Raw genomic sequence first — 22460 nt, forward strand, 5'->3', positions numbered from 1 at the left:
AATGGACCTTCGCCTGACCCCGGATCTCATCGAGGAGCAGTGCCACCGCGCACCGGACGCGACGGCGGTGACGTTCGAAGGCACCCACCTCACCTTTGCCGAGCTCGATGACCGGGCCGCGCGGTTCGCGGCCCGGCTGCGCGAGCTCGGCGTCGGCGCGGAGACGGTGGTCGGCGTGTGCCTGCCGCGCGGCATCGACCTGATCGTCACGCTCGTCGCGATCTGGCAGGCGGGTGGGGCGTACGTGCCGCTCGACCCGGACTACCCGCGGGAGCGGCTGCGGTACATGGTCGCCGACGCCACCCCGGCGGTGCTGGTCACCGACACCACCGACCGGGCGGGAGCGCTGCTCGACGACAACGAGCACCGGCCCGAGTTGGTGTGCCTCGACCGGGACCGCGCCACGGTCCTGGCCGGGGCCCGGATCGACCTACGCGTCCGTACCGCGCCGGGCAACCTCGCTTACGTCATCTACACGTCGGGCTCGACCGGGCGGCCGAAGGGCACGATGCTCGACCACCGGTCGGTGGCCAACTACCTTGCGTGGACCAGGGATCTGCTGCCGGTCGGCGCCGGCGATGCCGTGCTGCTGCGCACCGCGATCAGCTTCGACCCGTCCGTGTGGGAGTTGTTCCTCCCGTTGACCACCGGCGCCCGGCTCGTCGTGCCGAAGCAGGACGGGCACCGCGAGCCCGACTACCTGTCCGCGTTGATCGCCAGGGAACGAGTCACGGTCGCGCAGTTCGTGCCGTCGCTGCTGCAGCTGTTCCTCGACGAGGCCGACCCGGCCTCGTGCGCGAGCCTGCGCTGGCTGGTGGCGGGCGGCGAGGCGCTGCCCGCCGCCCTGGCCGACCGGGTGACGGCGGCGCTCGACGTCGAGTTCTACAACTTCTACGGGCCGACCGAGACCACGATCTTCTCGACGTTCGCCCGGTGCCGGGGCGGCGAGTCACCCGTGCCGATCGGGGTCGCTGTGCCCGGCAACACGCTGCACGTGCTCGACGAGCACCTGCGCCCGGTCCCGCCCGGCACACCGGGTGAGCTGCACATCGGGGGCGTCGCGGTGTGCCGGGGCTACTTCCGCAGACCCGGCCTGACCGCCGACCGGTTCGTGCCCGATCCGACCGTGCCCGGCGGACGCCTGTACCGGACCGGTGACCTGGTCCGCGAGCGTCCGGACGGGCAGCTCGACTACCTCGGGAGGCTGGACAACCAGATCAAGGTCAACGGAGTCCGGGTCGAGGCGGGCGAGATCGAGGCGGTGCTCACCGGCCACCCGGGGGTCGCGGCCGCCGTGGTCCACCAGCGCGACGGGCGGCTCGTCGCCTACGTGGTGACCCGTCCCGGCACGCCGGGGCCGGGCGCGCGGGAGCTGCGCGAGCACCTCGCGGACTCGCTGCCCGCCATGGTCGTGCCGCGGTACTACGTGACGTTGCCGCGTTTTCCGCTCAACCCCGCGGGAAAGGTCGACCGAGCCGCGCTCCCCGCGCCCGGCCCGGAGCGGGCCGAGGACCACGTCGCACCGTCGAACGACCTCGAACGGCGGCTCGCCGGGATCTGGTCGGCGGTACTGGGTGCCGGCGGGGTCGGCGTGACCGACCACTTCCTCGACGTCGGCGGGCACTCGCTCGCGGGGATCCGGATCGTCACCAGGATCGCGCGGCAGCTGGGCGTCCGGCTCACGCTCGCCGACCTGTTGCGTGCCGGCACGGTCGCGGGTCTCGCCGACCTGATCTCCACCCGGGGGCGGGACGCGGCGGACGAACCGCGGCCGCTGCCGCGTGACGGACGGCCGCTGCCGCTGTCGTTCGCGCAGGAGCAGCTGTGGTTCGTCGAGCAGGTGGGAGACCAGGCAGGCACCTACAACCTGGCGCTGGCCCTGCACCTGTCCGGGCCCCTCGATGTCGACGTGCTGCGCGAGGCGGTCACCGGGCTGCTCGCCCGCCACGAGACGCTGCGAACGACCTTTCACGCCGAGAACGGTGTGCCGTACGCCCAGGTGCACCCGCCCGGGGCGGCGAGGATGGCGGTCGAGGATGTCGCACCGGACGAGGTGGCCGCCGCGCTGGCCGAGGAGACCGCGCGGCCGTTCGACCTGGCGACGTATCCGCTGGTGCGGGCCCGGGTCTTGCGGGTCGGCGCGGACGAGCACGTTCTGGTCGTCGTGGTGCACCACATCGTCGCCGACGGGATGTCGTTGGACGTGCTCGCTCGCGACCTCGGCTCGATCTACGCGGGTGCGGAACTGCCCGTGCCCGCCATGCAGTACGCCGACTTCGCCGCCTGGCAACGAGAGCGGCTCACCGGCGCTCGCCTCGACGCCGGGCTCTCGTACTGGAAGTCCACTTTGGATAGTGCGGAGCTCGTGCTCGACCTGCCGAGTGACCTGGTGCGCCCGGCGGTGCAGGACTTCCGCGGCGGCCGGGTCTCGTTCACCGTCGACGGCATCTTGTGTGCCCGGCTGCGCGAGCTCGCCAGGGCCGGGCAGGCCACGCTGTTCATGGTGCTGCTGGCCGGCTACCAGGCACTGCTCGCCCGGTACACCGGCCGGGACGACGTGCTGGTCGGTTCCCCCGTCTCCGGGCGGGACCACGTCGACCTCGAGCCGCTGGCCGGGCTGTTCGTCAACACGGTCGTGTTTCGCACCTCGGTGTCCGGTGACCCGAGTTTCCGGCAGCTGCTCGATCGGGTGGCCGCGACCGCGCTCGGCGCCTACGCGCACCAGGACGTGCCGTTCGAGCGTCTCGTCGAGGCGCTGGCACCGGACCGCGACCTCACCCGGCATCCCATCGTGCAGGCGCAGTTCGTCGTGGAGAGCGATCCAGCGGCCGGCTTCGCCGTGCCCGACCTTGCCGCGCGCTCGGTGCCGGTCCCGGTGGGCGGGATCAAGTGTGACTTGCGGCTCGCGGTGACCGAGCACGCCGGCGGCCTGGCCGGGACGCTCGAGTTCGACAGAGACGTCGTCGACCAGGCCTGGGCGGAGACGTTCGTGGCGCACTGGCTGCGGCTGCTCGACCTCGTCGCCGCCGAACCGGACCGCCCGGTAATGCGCGTGCCGCTCACCCCGGCACCGGTCCCGCGACGGGTCACCCCCGCGGTGGCCGACCCGTGGGAGCTGGTGGCCCGGCAGATCGCTGCCCGGCCGGACCGGGTCGCGGTGCGTGCCGCCGGGACCGACGTCACGTACGCCGAGCTCGGCGCCCGCGTCGACCGCCTCGCCACCCGCCTCGTGGCGGCCGGTGCGGGACCGGAGACGCTCGTCGCCGTCCACCTCGGCCGGGACGCGGAGCTGGTCGTCGCCCTGATGGCGGTGTGGCGGGCCGGAGCGGGGTTCGTGCCGCTCGACCCGGAGCACCCGCCTGCTCGGCTGGCCGGAATCCTCGACGACACCCGCCCCGGCGTGTTGCTGACGAAGAAACCTCTGCCGGGGTTCGCGGGCCCGGTGGTCCAGGCGGGCGACATGCCGGTCGACCGGATCGCGGAGTTCCCCCGGGCCGAGCCGGACAGCCTGGCCTACGTCGTGCACACCTCCGGCTCGACCGGGGCGGCCAAGGGGATCGCGGGCACGCGCCGCGGCGTGGCGAACTATCTCGCGGATATGCGGCGGCGCGAGTACGCGGGCCCTGGTGACACCGTGGCGGCGATGACGACCGTCTCGTTCGACGCGAGCCTGCGCGACCTCGTGTTCCCGCTGACGGTCGGCGCGCGGATCGCGCTGCTGACCGACGGGGTGGCCGATCTGGACACGGCCGTCGACGTGCTCGCAGCCGAACCGGTAAGCGTGGTCGCGTCCGTCGTCCCGTCGGTCCTGCGGGTGCTCACCGGCCACCTCGCCCGGCGCAGGGTCACGCTGCCGGCGCTGCGCACCGTCCTGGTCAGCGGCGAGCCGCTGCACGCGGGTGACGTACTCGACCTCACCGTGGTCGCGCCCTCGGCGCGCGTGGTCAACATGTACGGCCCCAGCGAGACGACGATGACGACCACCGCACACGAGGTCCGGGCGCCCGCGGTGCACCGCCACGTGCCCGTCGGCCGGCCGATCGACGGCACGTGGGTCGAGTTGCTCGACGACGAGATGATCCCGGTGGGCACGGGCCTGCCCGGCCACGTCTACGTCGGTGGCGCCGGCCTGGCCCGCGGCTACCACGGCAACCCGACGCTGACCGCGGACCGGTTCGTGCCCCACCCGACGCTGCCGGGGCAACGCCTCTACCGCACCGGCGACCGGGCCAGGCACCTGCCCGACGGCAACCTGCAGTACCTCGGGCGGTCCGACGACCAGCTCAAGGTCAACGGCGTCCGCTTCGACCCGGCCGACGTGGAGGCGGCGCTGCGGGCGCACCCGACCGTCGGCCGGGCGGCCGTCGCGGTGCACGGGGTGCTGGTGGCGTACGTGGTCGCGGACCCCGCCGTGGCGGCGGTCGCGGAACCGGTCGTGCTGCGCGCGTTCCTCGCCGAGTCGCTGCCGCACGCGCTCGTGCCGTCGGCATACGTGCCGCTGACCGAGCTGCCCACGACACCGACGGGGAAGCTCGCCCGGCGCGCGCTGCCGGCCCCACCGGAGCCCGCGATGGCAGGCGGGCGGGCGCCGGAAACGGAGGCGGAACGGGTCCTGGCGGCCGTCTGGGCGCAGGTGCTCGACGTGCCGGCACCGGCGGCGGACGCCAACTACTTCGCGCTCGGCGGCGACTCGATCCGCGCCATCCAGATCGTCGCGCGGGCGGCGAGCGCCGGGCTGCACCTGACCCCGCGGCAGTTCTTCGCCCACCAGACGCTCGCCGAGCTCGCCGCGGTCGCCACACCGGTCGAGGCACCGGTCGCCGTACCGCCGGAGTGGGCCGCCCGGCGTGCGGCGATACTGCGCCGCGACCCGGCCGCGGCGGACGCGTACCCGCTGGCACCGACCCAGGAAGGCATGCTCTTCCACGTACTCGCCGAACCGGGCAGCGGTCTGTACGTCAGCCAGACGGTGTGGCCGCAGGAGGGTCTCGACCCGGACACGTGCACCGCGGCGTGGGCGGAGCTGGCGCGCCGCCACCCGGTGCTGCGCACCCGGTTCCTGCTCGACGACCGGCAAGAACCGTGGCAGGTGGTGGACCGGCACGCCACATCGGCCGCCGACGTCGTCCTCGGCACCGCCTGGCCGCCGGACACCCACCGCAAACGGCTCGAGGAGCTGTTGATGGCCGACCGCATCCGGGGCTTCGACCTGTTCGAGGCGCCGCTGGTCCGGCTGACCATGGTCGACCTCGCAGACGGGGACTGGGTGGTCGCGTTGACCAGCCATCACCTCATACTGGACGGCTGGAGCCTCGTCGCGCTGGTCGACGAGTACCTCACCGTGTACGACGCGCTCCGCGCCGGCGCACCGCCACCGCACGACCCGGCGCCGTCCTGGTCGGCGCACATCGCGTGGCTCCGTGCGCAGGACCACGAGCGGGCCCGCCCGTTCTGGCAGCGGTACCTGGCGGGCTTCCGCGAGCCGACCTCACTGCCGTCGCACGCGTCCGGCGGGTCGGGGCACGCGCAGTGCGAGCGCCTGCTCGACCTCGGTGACCGGCTGACCGGGTTCACGAGGACACACCGGGTCACCGCGAACACGGTGCTGCAGGCGGCGTGGGGTCTGGTGTTGTCCCGGTACGCGGGCACCCCGGATGTCGTCTTCGGCGTGACGCGCAGCGGCCGGTCAGCGGAACCGGACAACACCCGCATGCTCGGGATGTTCATCAACACGCTGCCGGTGCGGGTCACCATCCCGGCGGACGGGGACCTGGTGACGTGGCTGCAAGACAACCAGCGCCACCAGGCGGAGCTGCCGTCGGACCACACACCGCTGGTGCGGGTGCACGGCTGGAGCGAGGTGCCGGGCAATGTGCCGCTGTTCGAGACCATCCTGGTGGTCGAGAACTATCCGGTGCGCGAGTCGGTCCGCGAACGACTCGCGCCGGCGGGCGCCGCCGCGGTATCCGCGAAGACGTGGACGAACTACCCGTTCACCCTGGTGGTCACACCGGGCGACCGGATGCGCCTCGAAGCCGTGTTCGACCGAGGTCGGTACGACGACCGCTTCGTGGCGCACGTGCTCGCCAACTTCGAAGCCGTGCTGGACAACATCATCACCGACACCGAGGAGCAGCAGTGACGTACCGGGTGGTCGTCAACGACGAGGAGCAGTACTCGATCTGGCCGGCGGACCGCGAAGGCCCGCCCGGCTGGACCGCGACCGGGTTCACCGGCACGAAGGAGGAGTGCCTGTCCCACATCGACGAGGTATGGACCGACATGCGCCCGGCAAGCCTACGTCGCGCCATGTCTACTTCGGACGGACCGGTCACGGGACAACGTGTCTCGAAGCACCCGGGCTAGCTGGACAGCTGGGTGTAGTCGCGGATTTAGCCAATGCTCGGGGCGCAGGAGGATGCGGACCATGCGTTCGGTGGCGGCGGGGGCGCTTTCGATGTGGGCGTCGGCGCCATCGGGGCCGAGGTAGCGGCTGGCGAGGCCCAGCGTTGCTCGACGGTGGACGCTGAATTTGCAGCAACGAAGACCGCTATCGGGGTTCCTAGCGTTGAACGTGCAACAATTAATCGCACGAGTGTCCCGGCTCGCCGAGACCCAGCGGTTCTTCGCTTTCCTGCGCGCGGAGATCCCGCAGCTCATGCGCAAGTGGAAGGACCTGGAAACCCATCAGTCCACCTGATCGGCGCCTCCGCGTCGGTGTGCCGGCCGGCCAGCAGCCGCTGGTAGCCGGGCGCGTTCGCGGCGAGCTCGTCGTGTGTTCCTTCGGCGATGACGACGCCGTCGTCGAGCAGGACGACGCGATCGGCGCGGCGGATCGTGGACAGCCGGTGGGCGATCACCAGGGTGGTCCGGGATCCGTGCGTGGCTTCCAGGCTCTCGTGCAGGGCACGCTCGCTTTCGGTGTCCAAACTGGACACTGCCTCGTCGAGCACGAGCACGGGCGCCTCGGTCAGCAACGCCCGCGCGATGGCGATGCGCTGGCGCTGCCCACCGGACAGGACCGCGCCGCGTTCGCCGCAGCGGGTGTCGTAGCCGTCCGGCAGTGCGCGGATGAATTCGTGCGCGCCGGCGAGACGTGCGACAGCGTGGACCTCGGTGTCGGCGGCGTCGGGCCGGCCGAGGCGGATGTTGCCGGCGATCGTGTCGTCGAACAGGAAGATGTCCTGCGGGACAAGGGAAACGGTCCGGCTCAGGTCTTCGGTTGCCAGGTCGTGCAGGTCGACGCCGCCGATGCGGACCGCACCCGTCGTGGTGTCCCAGAAGCGCAGCAGCAGGTGCGCGCACGTCGTCTTCCCCGCGCCGGAGCGCCCGACCAGCGCGACGGTTTCGCCGGGCTCGATCCGGAGGGACACGCCGCGGAGCACGTCTTCGGACTGGCCGGGGTAGCCGAATCGGACGTCGTCGAACTCGACGGCGGGCACCGCGGCGCGAACCCGGTTCGGCGCCGCGGGCTCGTCGACGTGGGCGGGGTAGCCGACGATGGTGAGCACGCGGGCCGCCGCGGCCCGCACCTCGCCCAGGGTGCGGGCGGTGGCCGAGACGGTGGCGATCGGGGCCAGCGCGGAGGTGCCCAGCACGATCACCGCCGGCAGCCACTGCGGGGCCAGCGCACCTGGGCCGGTCCGGGCGCCGGCGACGGTGGCCAGGACGAGCAGTCCGAGGCCGAGCAGGAGCTCGGTGGTGACCAGTTCGGCTCCGGCGCGGCGCGCGTAGCGGCGGTGTGCGGCGCCGAGTTCGTCGCTTCGGGCGAGCACGCGCTCGGCGTAGTCACGCCCGCGGCGGGCCAGGGCGAGTTCCCGCAGGCCCTGGATGACATCCATCGTCTCGCCGGCCACCGCTCCGCCGGCAGCGCGCATCGACTGTCCTTGTTCGCCGGCACGACGCGCGAGCACGGCGGGCACGGCGGCAACCAGGACCATCAGCACGGCCAGCACCAGCGCGCACAGCGGGTTGAGCACGGCGACGGCCACCAGCGCCGCGAGTGAGACGGCGATCGCGCCGACGTAGTCGCCGGCGGTGTGCGCGAAGAACAGTTCGGTGGCCGAGACGTCGTTCTTGGCGATGTCGGCGAGTTCGCCGGTGCGGCGACCCAGCAGCCGGCCCGGGGTGGCGCGGGCGATGCCGTCGACGATGCGCACCCGCAGTTCCTTGAGCAGCCGGTAAGCCCAGTCGTGACCGATGCCGGCTTGCCACCACTGGGCGAGGCCGGCGACGGCCACGGCGACGACGATCCCCGTCACGAGCGCGCCGCCGGCTCCGGTGTGTGCGGTCACGAGGGTGCCGAACAGGTATGCGGTGAGGGCGGGCAGCGCGACGATGGTGGCGTAGTAGAGCAGGCCCGAGCAGATGACGAGCCCGAACACGACGGGCCGGGACGCCATGGAGGGCACCAGCCGCCACAGTGGCCGGTCGATGGTCTCGGCAGAGGTACGGGTGGTCACAGAGTCGCTCCGGAGCGGACGAGGCGGTGGTAGGTCCCGCCGTTGTTCAGCAGGGTTTCGTGGGTGCCGCGTTCGACGACCGTGCCGTGGTCGAGTACGACGATCTCGTCGGCGTCGCGAACCGTTGCCAACCGGTGCGCCACGATCATCACCGCCTTCTCGCGGGCGAGCCGGGTGATGGTGTCGTGCACGATCTGCTCGGTGCGGCCGTCCAGCGCGGCGGTCGCCTCGTCGAGGATCAGCACGGCCGGGTCGGCCAGCAGTGCCCTGGCGATCGCGACCCGTTGCCGCTGACCTCCGGACAGGGTGGTGCCGCGTTCGGCGACCGGGGTGTCGAAACCCCTCGGCATGGTGGCGATGTCGGCGGACAAGCCGGCGGCCGCAGCCGCGGCTTCGACCTCGTCGAGTGGCGCCTCGGGGCGGGCCAGCGCGATGTTCTCCCGCAGCGTCCCGGGGAACAGGTGGGTGTCCTGGCTGACCACCGCGACGTGCTGCCACCAGTACTCCTGCGGCAGCTCACGCAGGTCGATGCCGTCTCTGCCACCGCTGTCCACCACGATCCGGCCGGAGACCGGGTCGGCCAGCCGCGGCACCAGCGACACCAGGGTGCTCTTGCCCGAGCCGGAGGCCCCGACCAGTCCGACCGTGCGCCCGGGCCGCAGTTCGAGGCTCACGTCCGAGAGTGCGTTCTCGGCACGGCCGGGGTAGCGGAACGACACCTGCTCCAGCGCGATCCTCGACGGCGCGGTCGTCGGCGTTCCGGTGTGCGTCGGGTCGGGGATCGAGGGACGCTCGGCCAGGAAGGCGTCCAGCTTGGCGGCGGTGAGCGGGGCGGTCAGGCTCGCGTGCAGGTACTTGGCCGCCTCGTCGACGGGGGCGAACGCGACCAGCGTGATCAGCACGACCGTCACGGCGGGCACCGTGGCGATCCGTCCGTCCGCGGCGAGGAAGCCGGTCCGCACCACCACCGCCGCGCCGGCGCCCGCGATCGCCCACCGCACGGCCAGCATCTGGGTGAACAACGCGGTCAGGACCCGCATGCTCGCCACCCGCACCCGCTCGGCCTGGGCGGCCAGCCGGTCGCGCACCCGGCTTGTCGCGCCGAACGCCTTGGCGGTGGGCATGCCCTGCACGGCTTCGACGAATCCGGCGTCCATCGCCGCGAGATCGACGAAGACGTTGTCGTGTCCCTTCCGCCCGATGCGGTTCCACAGTGGCCGGGCGGTCTGCGCGATGACGAGTGCGAGTGCGATCAGCGTTCCGCCGATCGGGTCCACGATCCCGATCGCCAGCGCCGCCAGCGACGGGCCGATCCAGGACAGCAGCCGGGCCGGACCGCCGCGCGCGACCGCCGTCTCCAGGGCCGAAGCGCCCTCCACCAGGGTCGCCGCGACTTTTCCGCTGGGGTGGGTGGCAACGTAGGCAGGCCCCAAGGACAGCAGGTGTTCCAGCACACGGCGCCGCACGCCGAGGGTCACCCGGTGTCCCGCCGCCTGCGCGATCGACTCGCCTGCCCACAGCAGAACCGCCCGCAGCAGCACCATTCCCGCGGCCAGCCACAACCCCCACAGCGCCGTCTCCAAGGAACGGCTCGTCAGCGGGGCCGTGATCAGCACCGCCAGCGCGAGGGCCTGAACCAGGCGGGTCACCACGATCCCGATTCCCACCGCCACCGCGCCGGCCAGCAGGGGGCGCACGGTGCGGACGGCGAATCCCAGCACGCCTGGCTCGCGCACGCCGGTCATGCGAACTCCCTTGGTGTGTCGAGTGAATCGGACGAGACGTGGTGGCCGCGCAGCCAGCGAGCCGTGATCCAGGTGCCGGCTGCCGCGAGCAGGACCGAGGCACCGATCAGTGGCGGAAAGCCGGCTGTTCCGGCCACGGCCAGCCCCGCTGAGCTCATCGCGAGCCGCAGCACCCCGAGCACGGAGATCTGCAGTGTGAAGTCGGTGGCCGCCGAGGCAGGGCGGGCCAGGTCCATCGACACGGTGGAGACGCACACCGCCATCCCCGAGTAGCCCACCGACACGGCCAGCACGGCCGCCGCGTCCACCGCGGCCGTGGACCCACCCAGCGACAGGGGTAGCAACGACGCCAGCGCGAACACCCAGAACACGCCGACGGCGAGCGCGGACCGGCGCCGGCCCAGCCGCGTGACCAGAGCGCCGGCGCCGAACCCGGCCGCGAGTCCCACCAGGCCGGACAGCGTGCTCTGCACCAGCGCGATCCGCTCCAGCGACCAGTGCGCGGCCAGCATCATCGGCGCCTGTACCGCGGTGGCCACGTACCCGCCGAGCGCGAACACCGGCACGACCAGCAGCGTCCACGTGCGTACCCGCCGCTGCCGGAACAACGTCACCAGCTCGGCGAACGGCAGCTCTCGCCGAGCCGGCTGCCCGTCAGCCGGTTCGGTCATGAACAGCAGCACCCCGAACGGCACGAGGAACAGCGCCGCGAGCACGCTGATCGTCACGCTCCAGCCCGCGTGCGAGTACAGCAGCAGCGCGCCACCGGAACCGAGCATGATCGACACACTGGCCATCCCGGTCTGGATGCCGTTGCCCAGGCCCCGGTCCCGCGGGGGCAGCAACCGGACCGCCAGCCCGTTCATCGCGGTGTCGTGCACGGCCGACACCGCCAGCCCCACGGCCATGAGCGCCAGCACCACGGGCAGATCTCCCACCGGATCCAGCGGGACCAGCGTGAGCCACACCACCACGAGCACGAGCTGCGTGATCACGAGCCAGCCGCGGTAGTGACCGAGCCACCCGAACCGCACGCGATCGACGAGCGGTCCGAGGAGGAACCGCCCCACGTACAGCAGCCCCAGCAGGTTGATCAACGCCACCTGCCCGAGGTGCGTCCCGCCCTGCAACAGGATCGTGTTCAACGCCCCGAAGAAGAACGAGTAACCGATATCGGCCACCAGGTACAGCGCGGCGATGGTGGCGAACCGCCGCCGTCGCGACAACGCCGGCACGGCACCTGTCGCGGCGGGAGGCGGCAGGCCCTCGACACGCTGCACCATCGACAACCTCCTCATTCAGTGACTGACCGCCAGTCACATTAATGAACATGATTGTCAATGGCAAGCCGCTTGGTGGCGGCTCGGCCGGAACGGTCACAATGAGCGTGGTCAGCGGGCACGAGGAGGAAGGGCAATCGCGTGAGGCGGCGCACGGAGGCACCGGAACGACGACGCGGCGACCTGCTGGACGCCGCGCTGCAGATCGTGCTGGACAAAGGGGTCGCCGGGCTGACCGTGGACGAGGTGACGGCCCGCGCCGAGGTCGCCAAAGGCACCTTCTACCTGTACTTCCGCTCCAAGGAACAACTCCTCGGCGCGCTGCAGGACCGGTTCGTCGGCGAACTGACCGCCCGCCAGCAGGCTGAGCTCGGCCGGTTTCCGGACGGCGACTGGATGGGCCGGCTGCTGCACTGGATGGAATCCGGCATCCGCGGCTACCTCGCCCACGCCGACCTGCACGACGCGCTGTTCCACCACCCCCGCAGCGTCGGGCCCGGCCAGGCAGCCCGCCACGGACACGAAGCCGACCCGGCGATCAACCAGCACGCGGCCGCGCTCGCCGGCCTCCTCGAAGCCGGCACCGCGGCCGGCGCCTTCGCCCTGACCGACCACCGGGCCGCCGCGATTCTGCTGTACAACACCATGCACGGCACCGCGGACTACCTCGTGGAGCGGGCCGGTCACCACGGGACGACCGGCTCCGCCGCGGACCTCGTCAATGCGGTGATCGCCGAAAGCCTGAACCTCTGCCGCCGCTACGTCGAGCCCGCGGGATCAGCCCAGTCTCGCCCAGGCGCTCCCGGTCAGGCTCGGCATCCGGGCGGCCTGGCGGCCCAGTGCGATCGCCGCGGTCCGGACTGCCGGGCCGAGTGAGGAGACGTCCACCTCGCCCAGCCTCGTGCTGATCGACAACCCGGCGATCGGCTTGCCGGTCCGGTGCACGACCGGGGCGGCCGCGCAGGCGACGTCCGGTCCGGATTCCTCGGTCTCGTAAGCGATTCCGGTCTCGCGGATGGTGTCCAGTTCCGCGCGCAGCCGCGCCGGGTCGGTGATCGTGGCCGGGCCCAGCGGTCGCAGCCCCGTCTCGATGACCCGGTCGACGGCCTCGTCGCCGGCGAAGGCCAGCAGTGCCTTGCCGACAGCCGTGGTGTGCGCGGGCAGCCTGCCGCCGACCCGCGAACCCAGCGGTGGGGCGGTGCGGCTGCGCAGCTTGGTCACGTAGACCACGTCGGTCCCGTCGAGCACGGCGAGGTGCACGGTCTGCCGGGTGGCGCTGCGCAGGTCGGACATGCTGGCCAGGGCCAGCCTGCGCAGCTGCTGCGGCCGGGCGGCCCGCTCGCCCAGCTCGAAGAACCGCAATCCGATCCGGACGTCCGGCCCGGCGTGCTCCAGGAACTTGTGCTCGACGAGCTCCCGGACGATGCGCGAGACGGTCGACGTGGCCAACCCGGTCCGGCGGGCGAGTTCGCGGACACCGAGCCCGTCGTCGTCCGGCCCGAACGCCTCGAAGATCAGCGACACCCGGCCGACCATCGACGCCGGGGTGTCCCGCTCACTGGCACACATGCTCGTCGCCGCGGCGTCGGTGCTGCTCAGCTCGATCTGCTACGCGGCGCCGAACGCCGTCTGGCCGGCCATGTACGCGGAGATGTTCGACGCCCGGGTGCGCTACACCGGCCTGGCCGTCTCCACCCAGTTCGCCAACCTCGCCCTCGGTTTCCTGCCGTCGATCGCCGCGATCCTGATCAGCACCGGAAGCCTCGGCTGGCTTTCGATCGCGGTGCTGCTCGCCGTGCTCTGCCTGGTCGCCGCCGGGGCCGCGTTCGCCGGCCGGGAGACGGCGCACGTTCCGCTGCGAGAACTCGGACGTGCTTCCCGCACCGCCGCGCGCACGCCCGCACCGGCCGAGGCCATCTCCTGAACCCCTCCGGAAAGGTTCCCCCATGCGGCACGGCCGCCTCCTGATCATGAACGGCCCGAACCTCAACCTGCTCGGTACCCGCGAGCCCGAGCTCTACGGCGCCGGCACCCTCGCCGACGTCGAGCGGATCGCCGGCGGCCGGGCCGCGGAACTCGGGTACGAAGCCGACTTCTTCCAGAGCAACTGGGAGGGTGCGCTGCTCGCCGCCGAACTGCCGGTCGCCGAGGTGCACATCAGCAACGTGCACAAGCGCGAGGAGTTCCGGCACCGTTCCTACATCTCCGACATCGCCGAAGCCGTGATCGCCGGAGCGGGAATCCGGGGATACGTGTACGGGATCGAATGCCTCGACCGGGCGCTCCGGCCGTGAACACCGTCCTCGCCGGACTGATCGGCCGCGGCATCGGACCGTCCCTTTCGCCCGCGCTCCACGAACGCGAGGCCGCCGCCCTCGGCGTCCCCTACCAGTACCGGCTCTGGGACCTCGACGTCCTCGGCGCGGCTGCCGAAGACATCCCGAAGCTGCTCCGGCGTGCTCGCGACGAGGGCTATCGCGGGCTCAACATCACCCACCCGTGCAAGCAGCTCGTGATCCCGCACCTCGACCGGCTCTCGCGCGACGCCGAGGCGATCGGCGCGGTGAACACCGTCATCCTCGACGAGGACGGGACGACCGGGCACAACACCGACTGGCAGGGCTTCCGCGCGGGTTTCCTCGAGGGCCTGCCCGAGGTGGCGTGCGAGCACGTCGTGCTCCTCGGGGCCGGTGGCGCGGGTGCGGCCGCCGCGCACGCCCTCCTTTCGCTCGGCACGCTCCGCCTCGACGTCCTCGACGTCGATCCGGGGCGGGCGGAGGCGCTCGCCGCGCGCTTCGGGAACGGGCGCGCCGTGGCCGGCCACCCGGGCGATGTCGCCGAGCTTCTCCGTCGCGCGGACGGCCTGGTGCACGCGACCCCGACCGGCATGGCGGCACATCCCGGACTGCCACTCGACGCGCGCCTGCTCCGCCCGGACCTGTGGGTCGCCGAGATCGTCTACATGCCGATGGAAACCGAGCTCCTCCGCGCCGCTCGCGCAGCCGGTGCCCGGCATCTCGACGGGGGCCACATGGTCGTCCACCAAGCCGCGGAGGCGATGCGCCTCTTCACCGGCCTGGCACCGGACACGAGCCGGATGCTGCGGCACCTGGCCGAACTGCTGGACCGCTGAAGGAGGTGAGTCCGCGCTACCTGCCGACCATCTCGTTCGTCCAGCTGGTCACGGCGTTGTGCAGCAGGGGTGCGCCGGGGGCGAAGTTGATCGAGTGCCCGTAGCCAGGCACCACGAACGTGCGCAGCCTCGCCTCGGGCGAGTAGTACCCGGCCTCGCCCTGCCGCAGGCTTTCCGCGCTGGAGCAGTCGCTCGCCAGCGGGCCGCAGAACACGTTGTCCCGCTCGCCCATGGCCACCAGCACCGGCACGGTGATCCGCCTGCTGTAGGGGAGCACCAGAGCGATCACGACGGCGTCCACGATCTCGCCGGCCGCGATCAGGTCCTTGCTCGCCTCGTCCGCGTCGATGACCTGCTGGTCGAACGGGCCAGGGCTGTGGAACGCGGTGTACCGCATGCCCTGCAGCGTGGTCAGGTACCCCGCGTCCAGCCCGACGACCTCGGACATCCGCTCGTCCAGCACCGCCGGGCTCAGCGCGGCCAGCGTGGGCAGCACCGTCAGCGGGGCGGCCCGGTGGGTGAACCCGGTGATCACCACGCCGGCCACGTCGCGGAAGGTGGCCGCCTCGATGATCGCCGTGGCCGACCCCAGCGAGTGCCCGACGAGGACGATCTTGTCGAACCGGGGACCCACCGCGCCCGTCCGCATCGCCTGGATGGCGTGGTGCACCGCGTTGGCCTGGGTGGTCGCCGTCAGCAGCTGGCTCAGCGGCTTGGAGCTGCGGCCCGAGCCGACGCGGTCCAGCGCCAGGGTGGCGTACCCGGCGTTGTTCACCGCTCTGCGGAACGACCGGGTCTCCGGCAGGCCGGGCGGGTCGTAGTAGGCGGAGCTGTACGTCCCGCCGGGCACCAGCACCTGCAGGGTGCGGCTGCCGCCCGGCGGGACGCACAGCCTGCCGTACATGGTCTGATCCATGATCCCGAGCAGGGGCACGTCCACCAGTGACACGGGGATGTGCAGGTCCTGGCAGGCCGCCTCGGCGGCGGACGCCCGCGCCGGGGTGAGCACCGTACCGGCGCACAGCAGGACCACCACCGCCGTGGCGAGCCGGCGCAAGAGCAAACGCACAAGAACCTCCGTAGTCCTTTGTGGACAACTAAACTCGCGGGCGTACCGTCATCGGCATGCCACGCGGGTAGGCGATGGTGGTGTACCGAACCCGGACCGGGCCGGCGGGTTCGAGGCGCCACCGCGCGAAGATCGTGGCCAGGCCGATGACCACCTCGGCCCGGGCGAACAGGTGGCCGACGCACTGCCGGATCCCGTTGCCGAACGGGATGAACACACCCGGCGGCAACGACTTCACCCGGTCGGTGGACCAGCGGTCCGGATCGAACACGTCCGGGTGGTCCCAGTACCGGGGGTCCGTGTGCAGGGCGAGCGGGCTGAACATCACCTCGTCGCCGGGCCGCAGCCGCACCGGGCCGAGGTCGACCTCCTGCTCGGTCCGGCGCATCAGGATCCACAGCGCGTACAGCCGCAGCACCTCGCTGACCACCTGCCCGGTGTAGGCCAGCGCGGGCAGGTCGTCGAAGGTCACCGGGCGCCCGCCCAGCACGGAGTCCACCTCGGCCCGCACCCGGTCCGCCACGCCGGGGTTGCGGCCCAGCTCGTGGCAGGCCCAGGCCAGGATCAGCGCGGTGGTCTCGGTGCCCGCGGTGAGCAGGGTCATCACCTCGTCGTGCACCTGCTCCCGGGTCATCCGCTCCCCGGTCTCGGCGTCCCTGGCCAGCAGCAGCGTGGACAACAGGTCACCGTGGTCGGTGCCGTCGTCGCGGCCCGCCATCAGCTCGTGCACCACGGCCTTCATCCGCGTGGTGGCCTGGTCGAAGCGGCGGTTGACCGGCAGCGGGAGCTTCTCCACGAAGCCCGGGGCGAGCACCCGGTACATGCCCAGCCGGATGACCAGGGGGATCGAGCGGCGGGCCTCGCGGATCGCCGCCTCGCCCAGCTCGGTGCCGAACAGCGCCTCGCCCACGTTCGTCATGGCCAGCGCCTGCATGTCCGCGTCGATCCGCCGCACCTCGCCCGGCCGCCAGGACTCGGTCAGGGCGGTCGTCGCCCGGACCCAGATCCCGGCGTAGCGGCGCAGGTGCCGCCGGTCGAAGGCGGGCAGCATCAGCTTGCGCTGCCTGCGGTGGAAGGGCCCGTCGGAAAGGGCCAGGCCGTTGCCCGCGTACGGGCGGAATTTGCGGAACATGATCCCGCTGCCGAAGCAGGCCCCGTTTGTCACCAGGACGCGGTGAACGATTTCCGGATTGGTGAGGAAATATGTGTGCAGCGGCCCCATTGAAAGCTTGACCACATCGCCGTGTTCCCGCAGTCCGGCGGTGAATTGCGTGGGACGGCGGACCAGCGCGACGCTGTGTCCCAGCAAAGGCCATCGGCCGGGTGCCACCCGGACGGACACGAGAACTCCTTGGTATTGGCGAGAATCGGGAAAGTGGTCACCCTACGGGCCGTTCAGCCGGGCCGACAGCACCCGATTGGGTAGTGCCGGACCACGATTGACGGATTAGGGCACTATTGCCGGAGTGGGTATGCTGTTCCGGCTCCCGAACCGATGAGGTGCGCAATGGTGAGTACACGGGACTGGATCCCGGCCGGAGTGGACGTGACCTCTCCGAACGTCGCCCGGATCTACGACTACTGGCTCGGCGGCAGCCACAACTTCGAGACGGATCGCGCCACCGCGGACCACCTCGAGCGAACCCTGCCCTGGATCCGGCAGTCGGTGCGGCTCAACCGCGCCTTCCTCGGCCGCGCGGTGCGCTTCATGCTCGCGCAGGGCATCCGCCAGTTCCTCGACCTGGGCGCGGGCATCCCCACCGTGGGCAACGTGCACGAGATCGCCCAGCGGGAGGTCCCCGAGGCGCGGGTGGTCTACGTCGACAAGGAGGCGGTGGCGGTCGCGCACGGCGAGCTGCTGCTGGCGGGCGACGACCGCACCGCGGTCCTGCACGCGGACGTGCGCGACGTGGCCGGCGTGCTGAAAAGCGCGGAGGTCCGGCGGCTGATCGACTTCGCCGAGCCGGTGGGCCTGCTGTGCCTGCTGCTGCTGCACTGGATCCCGGACGAGGACGACCCGGCCGGGCTGGTGCGCGCCTACCAGGAACCCCTGCCCCCGGGCAGCCTGCTCGCCTTCACCCACGTCACGTCCGACGCGCACCAGGAGTCGTTCGCCGCGGCCAGCGACCAGATGGCCGCGCGGCGCGGCGAGGTGCCGCACACCCGTTCCCACGACGAGATCCTGGGCCTGCTCGGAGACTTGACGCTGGTCGAGCCGGGCCTGGTGGGCTGTGGCAGCTGGCGGCCGGCCGGGCCGACCGACATCGCCGAGGACCCGGCGTGGAACGAGCTGATCTACGCGGGCGTGGCGCGGAAGTCCTGAGCCATGACCGACCCCGGCAGACACCCGGTCCCGGAGCCGTCCGAAGACGGGCGCCGTCCGCTCGCGCGCAAGTGGGCGTACCTGCTGGGCGGGATCGGTTACGTGCCGCTGGCGCACGCCGGCTTCGAGACCGAGCTGGCCGCGCTGCTGGACGCCGTGTGCGCCGAGGTGCACGGGAGCGGACAGGAGCGCACCGGTTCCCTGGCGGCCGCGGGCGCCCGGCTGGTCGAGCTGAACTGCGCGGACGGGCAGGCGCTGACCGTCACCATGGACGTCCTGGGCAAGGGCCTGCTCACGCTGCCCGAGTTCCGGCCCGCCGAGCAGTTCGCCGAACGCGTGGTGGGCGTGCTCGGCGCGCTGGCCGCGAGCGTGGTGACGGCCGCGCAGGGCGTCACCCTGGCCCAGCAGGAGGGCCTGAAGCTGTCCCTGCTCAAGGCCGTGCGGGACGCCAAGTACGAGCTGCGGACCGCGCAGGCGCGGTTCGACGAGGTCGCGACGTCCTCGGCGAGCGGAATCCTGGTCGCCGACCTGGACGGCACGCTGGTCACCGTGAACGCCGCGGCGGGCGTGATGCTCGGGCACGCCCCGGACGAGCTGACCGGGGGCGACCTGTTCGCGCTGGTCCACCCCGACTACGCGCCGGTGCTGCGCGAGGACTACCGCGCGCTGCTGGCGGGCAAGGTCACGCGGATCAAGCAGTCCCAGCGGCTGCTGCGCCGCGACGGCGAGCCGGTGTCGGTGTCGTTGACCGCCTCGCTGCTGCGTGGCGCCGGGGACGAGCCCAGCCACTTCGTCACCGTGGTCGAGGACGGCACCGAGCTGGTGCTGCTGCAGAACGAGCTCAACCGGCAGGCCCTGCACGACGTGCTCACCGGCCTGCCCAACCGGCAGTGCTTCAGCACGCGGATGGAGACCGCGCTGGGCAAGGCCGACCCGGAGCTGGGCGTGACGCTGCTGCGGCTGGAGCTGGACGCCTTCGCGGTGGTGCGCGACGGCCTCGGCGAGCGCGCGGCCGAACAGTTGCTGGTCAGCGTGGCGCAGCGGCTGAAGTCCGTGCTGGCCGGGGAAAAGGCTCTCCTCGCCCGGTTCGGCGGTGCGGAGTTCGCGGTGCTGGTGGAGAACGCGCCGGACACCCCGGACCCGGTGCGCCTGGTGCACGAGCTGCGTCAGGAGCTGGCCGAACCGGCCTATGTGGACGGGCACGGGCTGGCCCTGTCGGTCAGCGTCGGCGTGGTCAACCGGCCCGCCCAGGACCGCGAGGCGGCCACTCTGCTGCGCGAGTCCCACCAGGCGCTGCGCCGGGCCAAGGCCGGCGGGCGCGGGCAGTGGGAGCTGTCCCACCCGGAGCAGAACCGGCTGGACCGCGAGACCGACGCGCTGGCCGCGGTGATGCCGGGCGCCTTCGAGCACGGGGACGTGCAGGCGCGGTACCGGCCGCTGGTGCGGCTGGCCGACGGCGTGGTGCACGGGGTGGAGGTGCTGCTCGGCTGGGACCCGCCCGGCGTCGGCGCGCTGTCCGACCAGTCCTGCCGCCGCCTGGCCGAGATCACCGGGCTGATGCTGCCGCTGGGCGAGTGGCTGCTGGGCACCGGCTGCCGGCAGGTGGGCTGGTGGCGGCAACGGCTGGACCGCGACCTGCGGCTGCTGGTGAGCCTGAGCCCGCACCAGGCAGCCGACACGGACCTGCTCACCCGGGTGGTCGGCGTGCTGGACGAGACGCGGTTCCCGGCCGAGCGGCTGCTGGTCGAGCTGCCCGTGCCGGCCCTGGCCGCCGACCTCGGCGAGACCAGGGACAACCTGCAGGCGCTGGCCGACGTGGGCGTACGGCCGGTGATCAGCGCCGGCGGGCTGGGCACCGGCGCGCTCGCCGTGGCGGCCGGCCTGCCGGTGCACGGCGTGCGGCTGGACTGCGGACTGCTGGACGGGGCCGCGCCCGACTCGCCGGTGGCCGGCCTGCTGCGGGAGCTGCCCGGCTTGGCGCGCCGGGTGGGGGCCGAGGTGATCGTGGACGGTTTGACCACTGCCGGGCGGGCGCGGTTCTGGCTGGCCACCGGTGCCGAGCTGGCGCTGGGTGACTACTGCGGGGCGCCGTGCCGGCCGGAGGAGCTGGCGGCCACGCTGGGCGAGCCCGCTTGGCGGACGCCGTAGGCAGGTTCGGGGTCAGCCGAGCCAGACGTAGCGTCGCTTCGGGCGGCCGGCGCCGCCGTATTCCAGGTGGACGTCGGCCTTTCCGGCTGTCACGAAATGTTCGAGGTAGCGTCTCGCGCTCACCCTCGCGAGCCGGGTCAGGTCGGCGCACTCCGATGCCGAGACACCCTCCGGGCGCTCCCGGAGGACGCGCTCCACGAGGCCGGCCGTCTGGGTGGTGAGTCCCTTCGGCAGCGCGGGCGTCCGCGGTGACCGTGCCCCGAAGACCTGGTCGACGTCCGCCTGGCCGGCCTCCGCCAGCTGGTTCAGCTTGGTGTGCAGGGCGGCGAAACGCGCCAGCTGATCACGCAGGGCGTCATAGGTGAACGGCTTGATCAGGTAGTGCAGGACACCACCGCGCATCGCGCCGCGAACGGTGTCCACATCGGTCGCCGCGGTGATGACGATGATGTCGACCGCCTCGTCGCCGCGGGCCCGCAGCTCCCTGAGGACGCCGATGCCGTCGAGGTCCGGGAGGTAGACGTCCAGGAGCACGAGGTCGGGCTGCAGCTCGCGCACGGCGCGCAGGGCGTCCGCGCCGGTGTGCGCGACGCCGACCACCTCGAAGCCGGGGGTGCGTGCCACGTACCCGCTGTGCACCCGGGCCACCATGAAGTCGTCGTCGACGACCACCACTCTGATCACACCGGCACCCCGATCGGCAGTGACGCCGTGAACACGGCGCCGTTTTCGTTGTGCACCCGCACCGATCCGCCGCGGCGCAGGCACGTCTGCCGCGTGAGCGCGAGCCCGAGCCCGCGTTGCCCGTGTTCGGCGGCTTTCGTGGTGAAGCCGTGCCGGAACACTTCCTCGGCGATCTCCGGAGCCACGCCCGGCCCGGAATCGCGGACCACGACCACCACTTCGCTCTCCCGCTGCCGCACCTGCACCTCGACCCAGCCGTTCTGGGCCCCCAACGCGTCCAGCGCGTTGTCGATCAAATTGCCCAGTACCGTAACCAGGTCCGTCGACAGGACCTCGTCGATCTCGGCCAGGACGCTGTCGCCGGCCATCCTGAGCCCGATGTTCCGCTCGGCGGCGAGGCTCGCCTTGGCGATCAGCAGCGCCGCCACGGCCGGGTCGCCGATCCGCTCGCTCACTTCGCGCCGCCAATGGGCTTGCGTGGAGCTGATCCGGTCGATGAACCCGCGAACCTCGTCGTACTCGCCGAGCTCGATCAACCCGGCGATGGTGTGGAGCCGGTTGCTGAACTCGTGCGCCTGCGCCCGCAGCGTGTCCGTGGCGTGCCGGCTGGCGGCCAGCTCGTCGTGCAGGGTCATGAGCTCGGTGCGGTCGCGCACGGTCACGACCGCGCCGTGCGGCTCGATCGGCATCCGGTTCAGCGTGAGCACCCGGCCTTCCCCCAGCACCAGCTGATCGGCTCCGGTGGTGGCGCCGCTCAGCACGTCGTGCAGGCGGTCGTCGAGGTCCAGTTCCGGCACGGACCGGCCGACGCAGTCCGCGGGCAGGGCGAGCAGCTCTCGCGCGTGGTCGTTGGCGAGGGTGATCCGGTTGGCCGGGTCGAGGCCGAGGACCCCCTCCTTGATCCCGTGCAGCAACGCTTCGCGGTACTCGACGAGCGCGGTGATCTCCCGCGGTTCGAGCCCGAGCGTCTGGTTCTTCACCCGGCGGGCCAGCAGCAGTGAGCCGACCACGCCGATGATCAGGGCGGCACCCAGCAGCCGCAACGCGTTGTCCGGCGCGTCGAGCACTCCGGCGAACACACCGGGTTGCTCCTCGCCCGCGGCGATCAGGCCGATCACGCGACCCTGGTCGCCGATGACCGGCACGTGGGCCACGATCGCCCCGGAGACCTCGCCCACCCACGACCGCCCGCTCAGCGCGGTGCTGGGACCGATCTCGAGCGGCTCGCCGACCTGGCTGGGATCGGGCGAGGTGAGCACCTTCCGCGCGGTGTCGGTGATGATCACGTAGGTGGCACCGGACAGGCTGCGCGCGCTCTCGGCGAACGGGGCGAGCGCGTAGCGGCCCAGCGGGTCGGCGAGCGCGGCCCGGACACCCGCGGTGGCGGCGACGTCCTCGGCGACGGAGAGCATCCGGCGTCCCTCGGTCGCGCGGAAGTTCGCGCTCGCCTGGGTGACCGACAGCGTCCCCACTGCGCAAAGCAGCGCCACCACTACGACGAGTTGCCATGCCAGGAGCTGGCGGGCCAGCGACCCTCGTCCACCCATGACACCTCCGTGACCACAAAGACCAAAAGAACCGCTACGCCCGTAAGCGGGACATCCCTGTCTACACGA

At 72.2% G+C, this 22460-nt stretch carries 16 protein-coding genes; 8 read left to right on the forward strand and 8 right to left on the reverse strand.

Annotation, left to right across the window (positions count from 1 at the left end):
• Position 1: 1 nt before the first annotated feature.
• Both I4Q55_RS30650 and I4Q55_RS30655 read left to right on the forward strand, forming a co-directional pair.
• A complete protein-coding gene (locus I4Q55_RS30650; RefSeq protein ID WP_206792572.1) occupies positions 2 to 6142 on the forward strand; it encodes a non-ribosomal peptide synthetase in 6141 nt (2046 codons plus the stop codon).
• Positions 6139 to 6366 (forward strand): MbtH family NRPS accessory protein, encoded by a 228-nt coding sequence (locus I4Q55_RS30655; RefSeq protein ID WP_206792574.1) that lies wholly within the window; start codon positions 6139 to 6141, stop codon positions 6364 to 6366. Before I4Q55_RS30650 ends, I4Q55_RS30655 begins: the two co-directional genes overlap by 4 nt.
• A 290-nt stretch (positions 6367 to 6656) precedes the next feature.
• Here the strand turns inward: I4Q55_RS30655 and I4Q55_RS30660 are convergent, their stop codons facing one another.
• From I4Q55_RS30660 to I4Q55_RS30670, 3 genes are read right to left on the reverse strand one after another with little or no spacing between them, the layout of a single operon-like run.
• Entirely contained in the window at positions 6657 to 8462 is a 1806-nt protein-coding gene (locus I4Q55_RS30660; RefSeq protein ID WP_206792576.1) for an ABC transporter ATP-binding protein, read from the reverse strand.
• Complete coding sequence (locus I4Q55_RS30665) at positions 8459 to 10207, reverse strand: ABC transporter ATP-binding protein (protein WP_206792578.1); 1749 nt, start codon at positions 10205 to 10207, stop codon at positions 8459 to 8461. Before I4Q55_RS30665 ends, I4Q55_RS30660 begins: the two co-directional genes overlap by 4 nt.
• The gene (locus I4Q55_RS30670) at positions 10204 to 11490 is read right to left on the reverse strand and encodes an MFS transporter (RefSeq protein ID WP_206792580.1); all 1287 of its coding nucleotides are present in this window, start codon (positions 11488 to 11490) and stop codon (positions 10204 to 10206) included. The genes I4Q55_RS30665 and I4Q55_RS30670 overlap by 4 nt, the downstream gene beginning before the upstream one ends.
• Before the next feature lie 138 nt (positions 11491 to 11628).
• Between I4Q55_RS30670 and I4Q55_RS30675 the strand changes: the two genes are divergently transcribed.
• Positions 11629 to 12363: a TetR/AcrR family transcriptional regulator gene (locus I4Q55_RS30675; protein WP_206792582.1), complete on the forward strand. Its 735-nt coding sequence runs from the start codon at positions 11629 to 11631 to the stop codon at positions 12361 to 12363.
• On the opposite strand, the gene I4Q55_RS30680 is transcribed toward I4Q55_RS30675, so the two are convergent.
• On the reverse strand, positions 12265 to 13056 hold the full coding sequence (locus I4Q55_RS30680) for an IclR family transcriptional regulator (RefSeq protein ID WP_242547067.1): 792 nt from the start codon (positions 13054 to 13056) through the stop codon (positions 12265 to 12267). The genes I4Q55_RS30675 and I4Q55_RS30680 overlap by 99 nt on opposite strands.
• On the opposite strand from I4Q55_RS30680, the gene I4Q55_RS30685 reads away from it, so the two are divergent.
• Genes I4Q55_RS30685 through I4Q55_RS30695 form a run of 3 tightly spaced genes read left to right on the forward strand, consistent with a single transcriptional unit; the run spans position 13055 to position 14620 of the window.
• Positions 13055 to 13411 carry a hypothetical protein gene (locus I4Q55_RS30685; RefSeq protein WP_206792584.1) on the forward strand — a complete coding sequence of 119 codons (357 nt, stop codon included), beginning with the start codon at positions 13055 to 13057 and terminating at the stop codon, positions 13409 to 13411. The two genes, I4Q55_RS30680 and I4Q55_RS30685, sit on opposite strands and share 2 nt — an antisense overlap.
• Before the next feature lie 22 nt (positions 13412 to 13433).
• Positions 13434 to 13781 carry a type II 3-dehydroquinate dehydratase gene (locus I4Q55_RS30690; RefSeq protein WP_206792586.1) on the forward strand — a complete coding sequence of 116 codons (348 nt, stop codon included), beginning with the start codon at positions 13434 to 13436 and terminating at the stop codon, positions 13779 to 13781.
• Entirely contained in the window at positions 13778 to 14620 is an 843-nt protein-coding gene (locus tag I4Q55_RS30695; protein WP_206792588.1) for a shikimate dehydrogenase, read from the forward strand. Before I4Q55_RS30690 ends, I4Q55_RS30695 begins: the two co-directional genes overlap by 4 nt.
• 16 nt (positions 14621 to 14636) lie before the next feature.
• On the opposite strand, the gene I4Q55_RS30700 is transcribed toward I4Q55_RS30695, so the two are convergent.
• Both I4Q55_RS30700 and I4Q55_RS30705 read right to left on the reverse strand, forming a co-directional pair.
• Positions 14637 to 15689, reverse strand: coding sequence for an alpha/beta fold hydrolase (locus I4Q55_RS30700; protein ID WP_307793355.1), 1053 nt, complete (start codon positions 15687 to 15689; stop codon positions 14637 to 14639).
• A 28-nt stretch (positions 15690 to 15717) separates the two neighbouring features.
• Entirely contained in the window at positions 15718 to 17031 is a 1314-nt protein-coding gene (locus tag I4Q55_RS30705) for a cytochrome P450 (RefSeq protein WP_206792591.1), read from the reverse strand.
• Between the two features lie 165 nt (positions 17032 to 17196).
• On the opposite strand from I4Q55_RS30705, the gene I4Q55_RS30710 reads away from it, so the two are divergent.
• A complete protein-coding gene (locus tag I4Q55_RS30710) occupies positions 17197 to 18012 on the forward strand; it encodes an SAM-dependent methyltransferase (protein ID WP_206792593.1) in 816 nt (271 codons plus the stop codon).
• Between the two features lie 3 nt (positions 18013 to 18015).
• A complete protein-coding gene (locus I4Q55_RS30715) occupies positions 18016 to 20160 on the forward strand; it encodes a bifunctional diguanylate cyclase/phosphodiesterase (protein ID WP_206792595.1) in 2145 nt (714 codons plus the stop codon).
• A 12-nt stretch (positions 20161 to 20172) separates the two neighbouring features.
• Here the strand turns inward: I4Q55_RS30715 and I4Q55_RS30720 are convergent, their stop codons facing one another.
• Together I4Q55_RS30720 and I4Q55_RS30725 are read right to left on the reverse strand one after the other, a co-directional pair.
• Complete coding sequence (locus tag I4Q55_RS30720; RefSeq protein ID WP_206792597.1) at positions 20173 to 20844, reverse strand: response regulator; 672 nt, start codon at positions 20842 to 20844, stop codon at positions 20173 to 20175.
• Positions 20841 to 22391, reverse strand: a complete 1551-nt coding sequence (locus I4Q55_RS30725) for a sensor histidine kinase (RefSeq protein WP_206792600.1) — start codon at positions 22389 to 22391, stop codon at positions 20841 to 20843. Before I4Q55_RS30725 ends, I4Q55_RS30720 begins: the two co-directional genes overlap by 4 nt.
• Positions 22392 to 22460 lie beyond the last annotated feature (69 nt).

This window comes from Amycolatopsis sp. MtRt-6 (assembly GCF_017308975.1).
In the GTDB taxonomy this organism is placed as follows: Bacteria; Actinomycetota; Actinomycetes; order Mycobacteriales; family Pseudonocardiaceae; genus Amycolatopsis.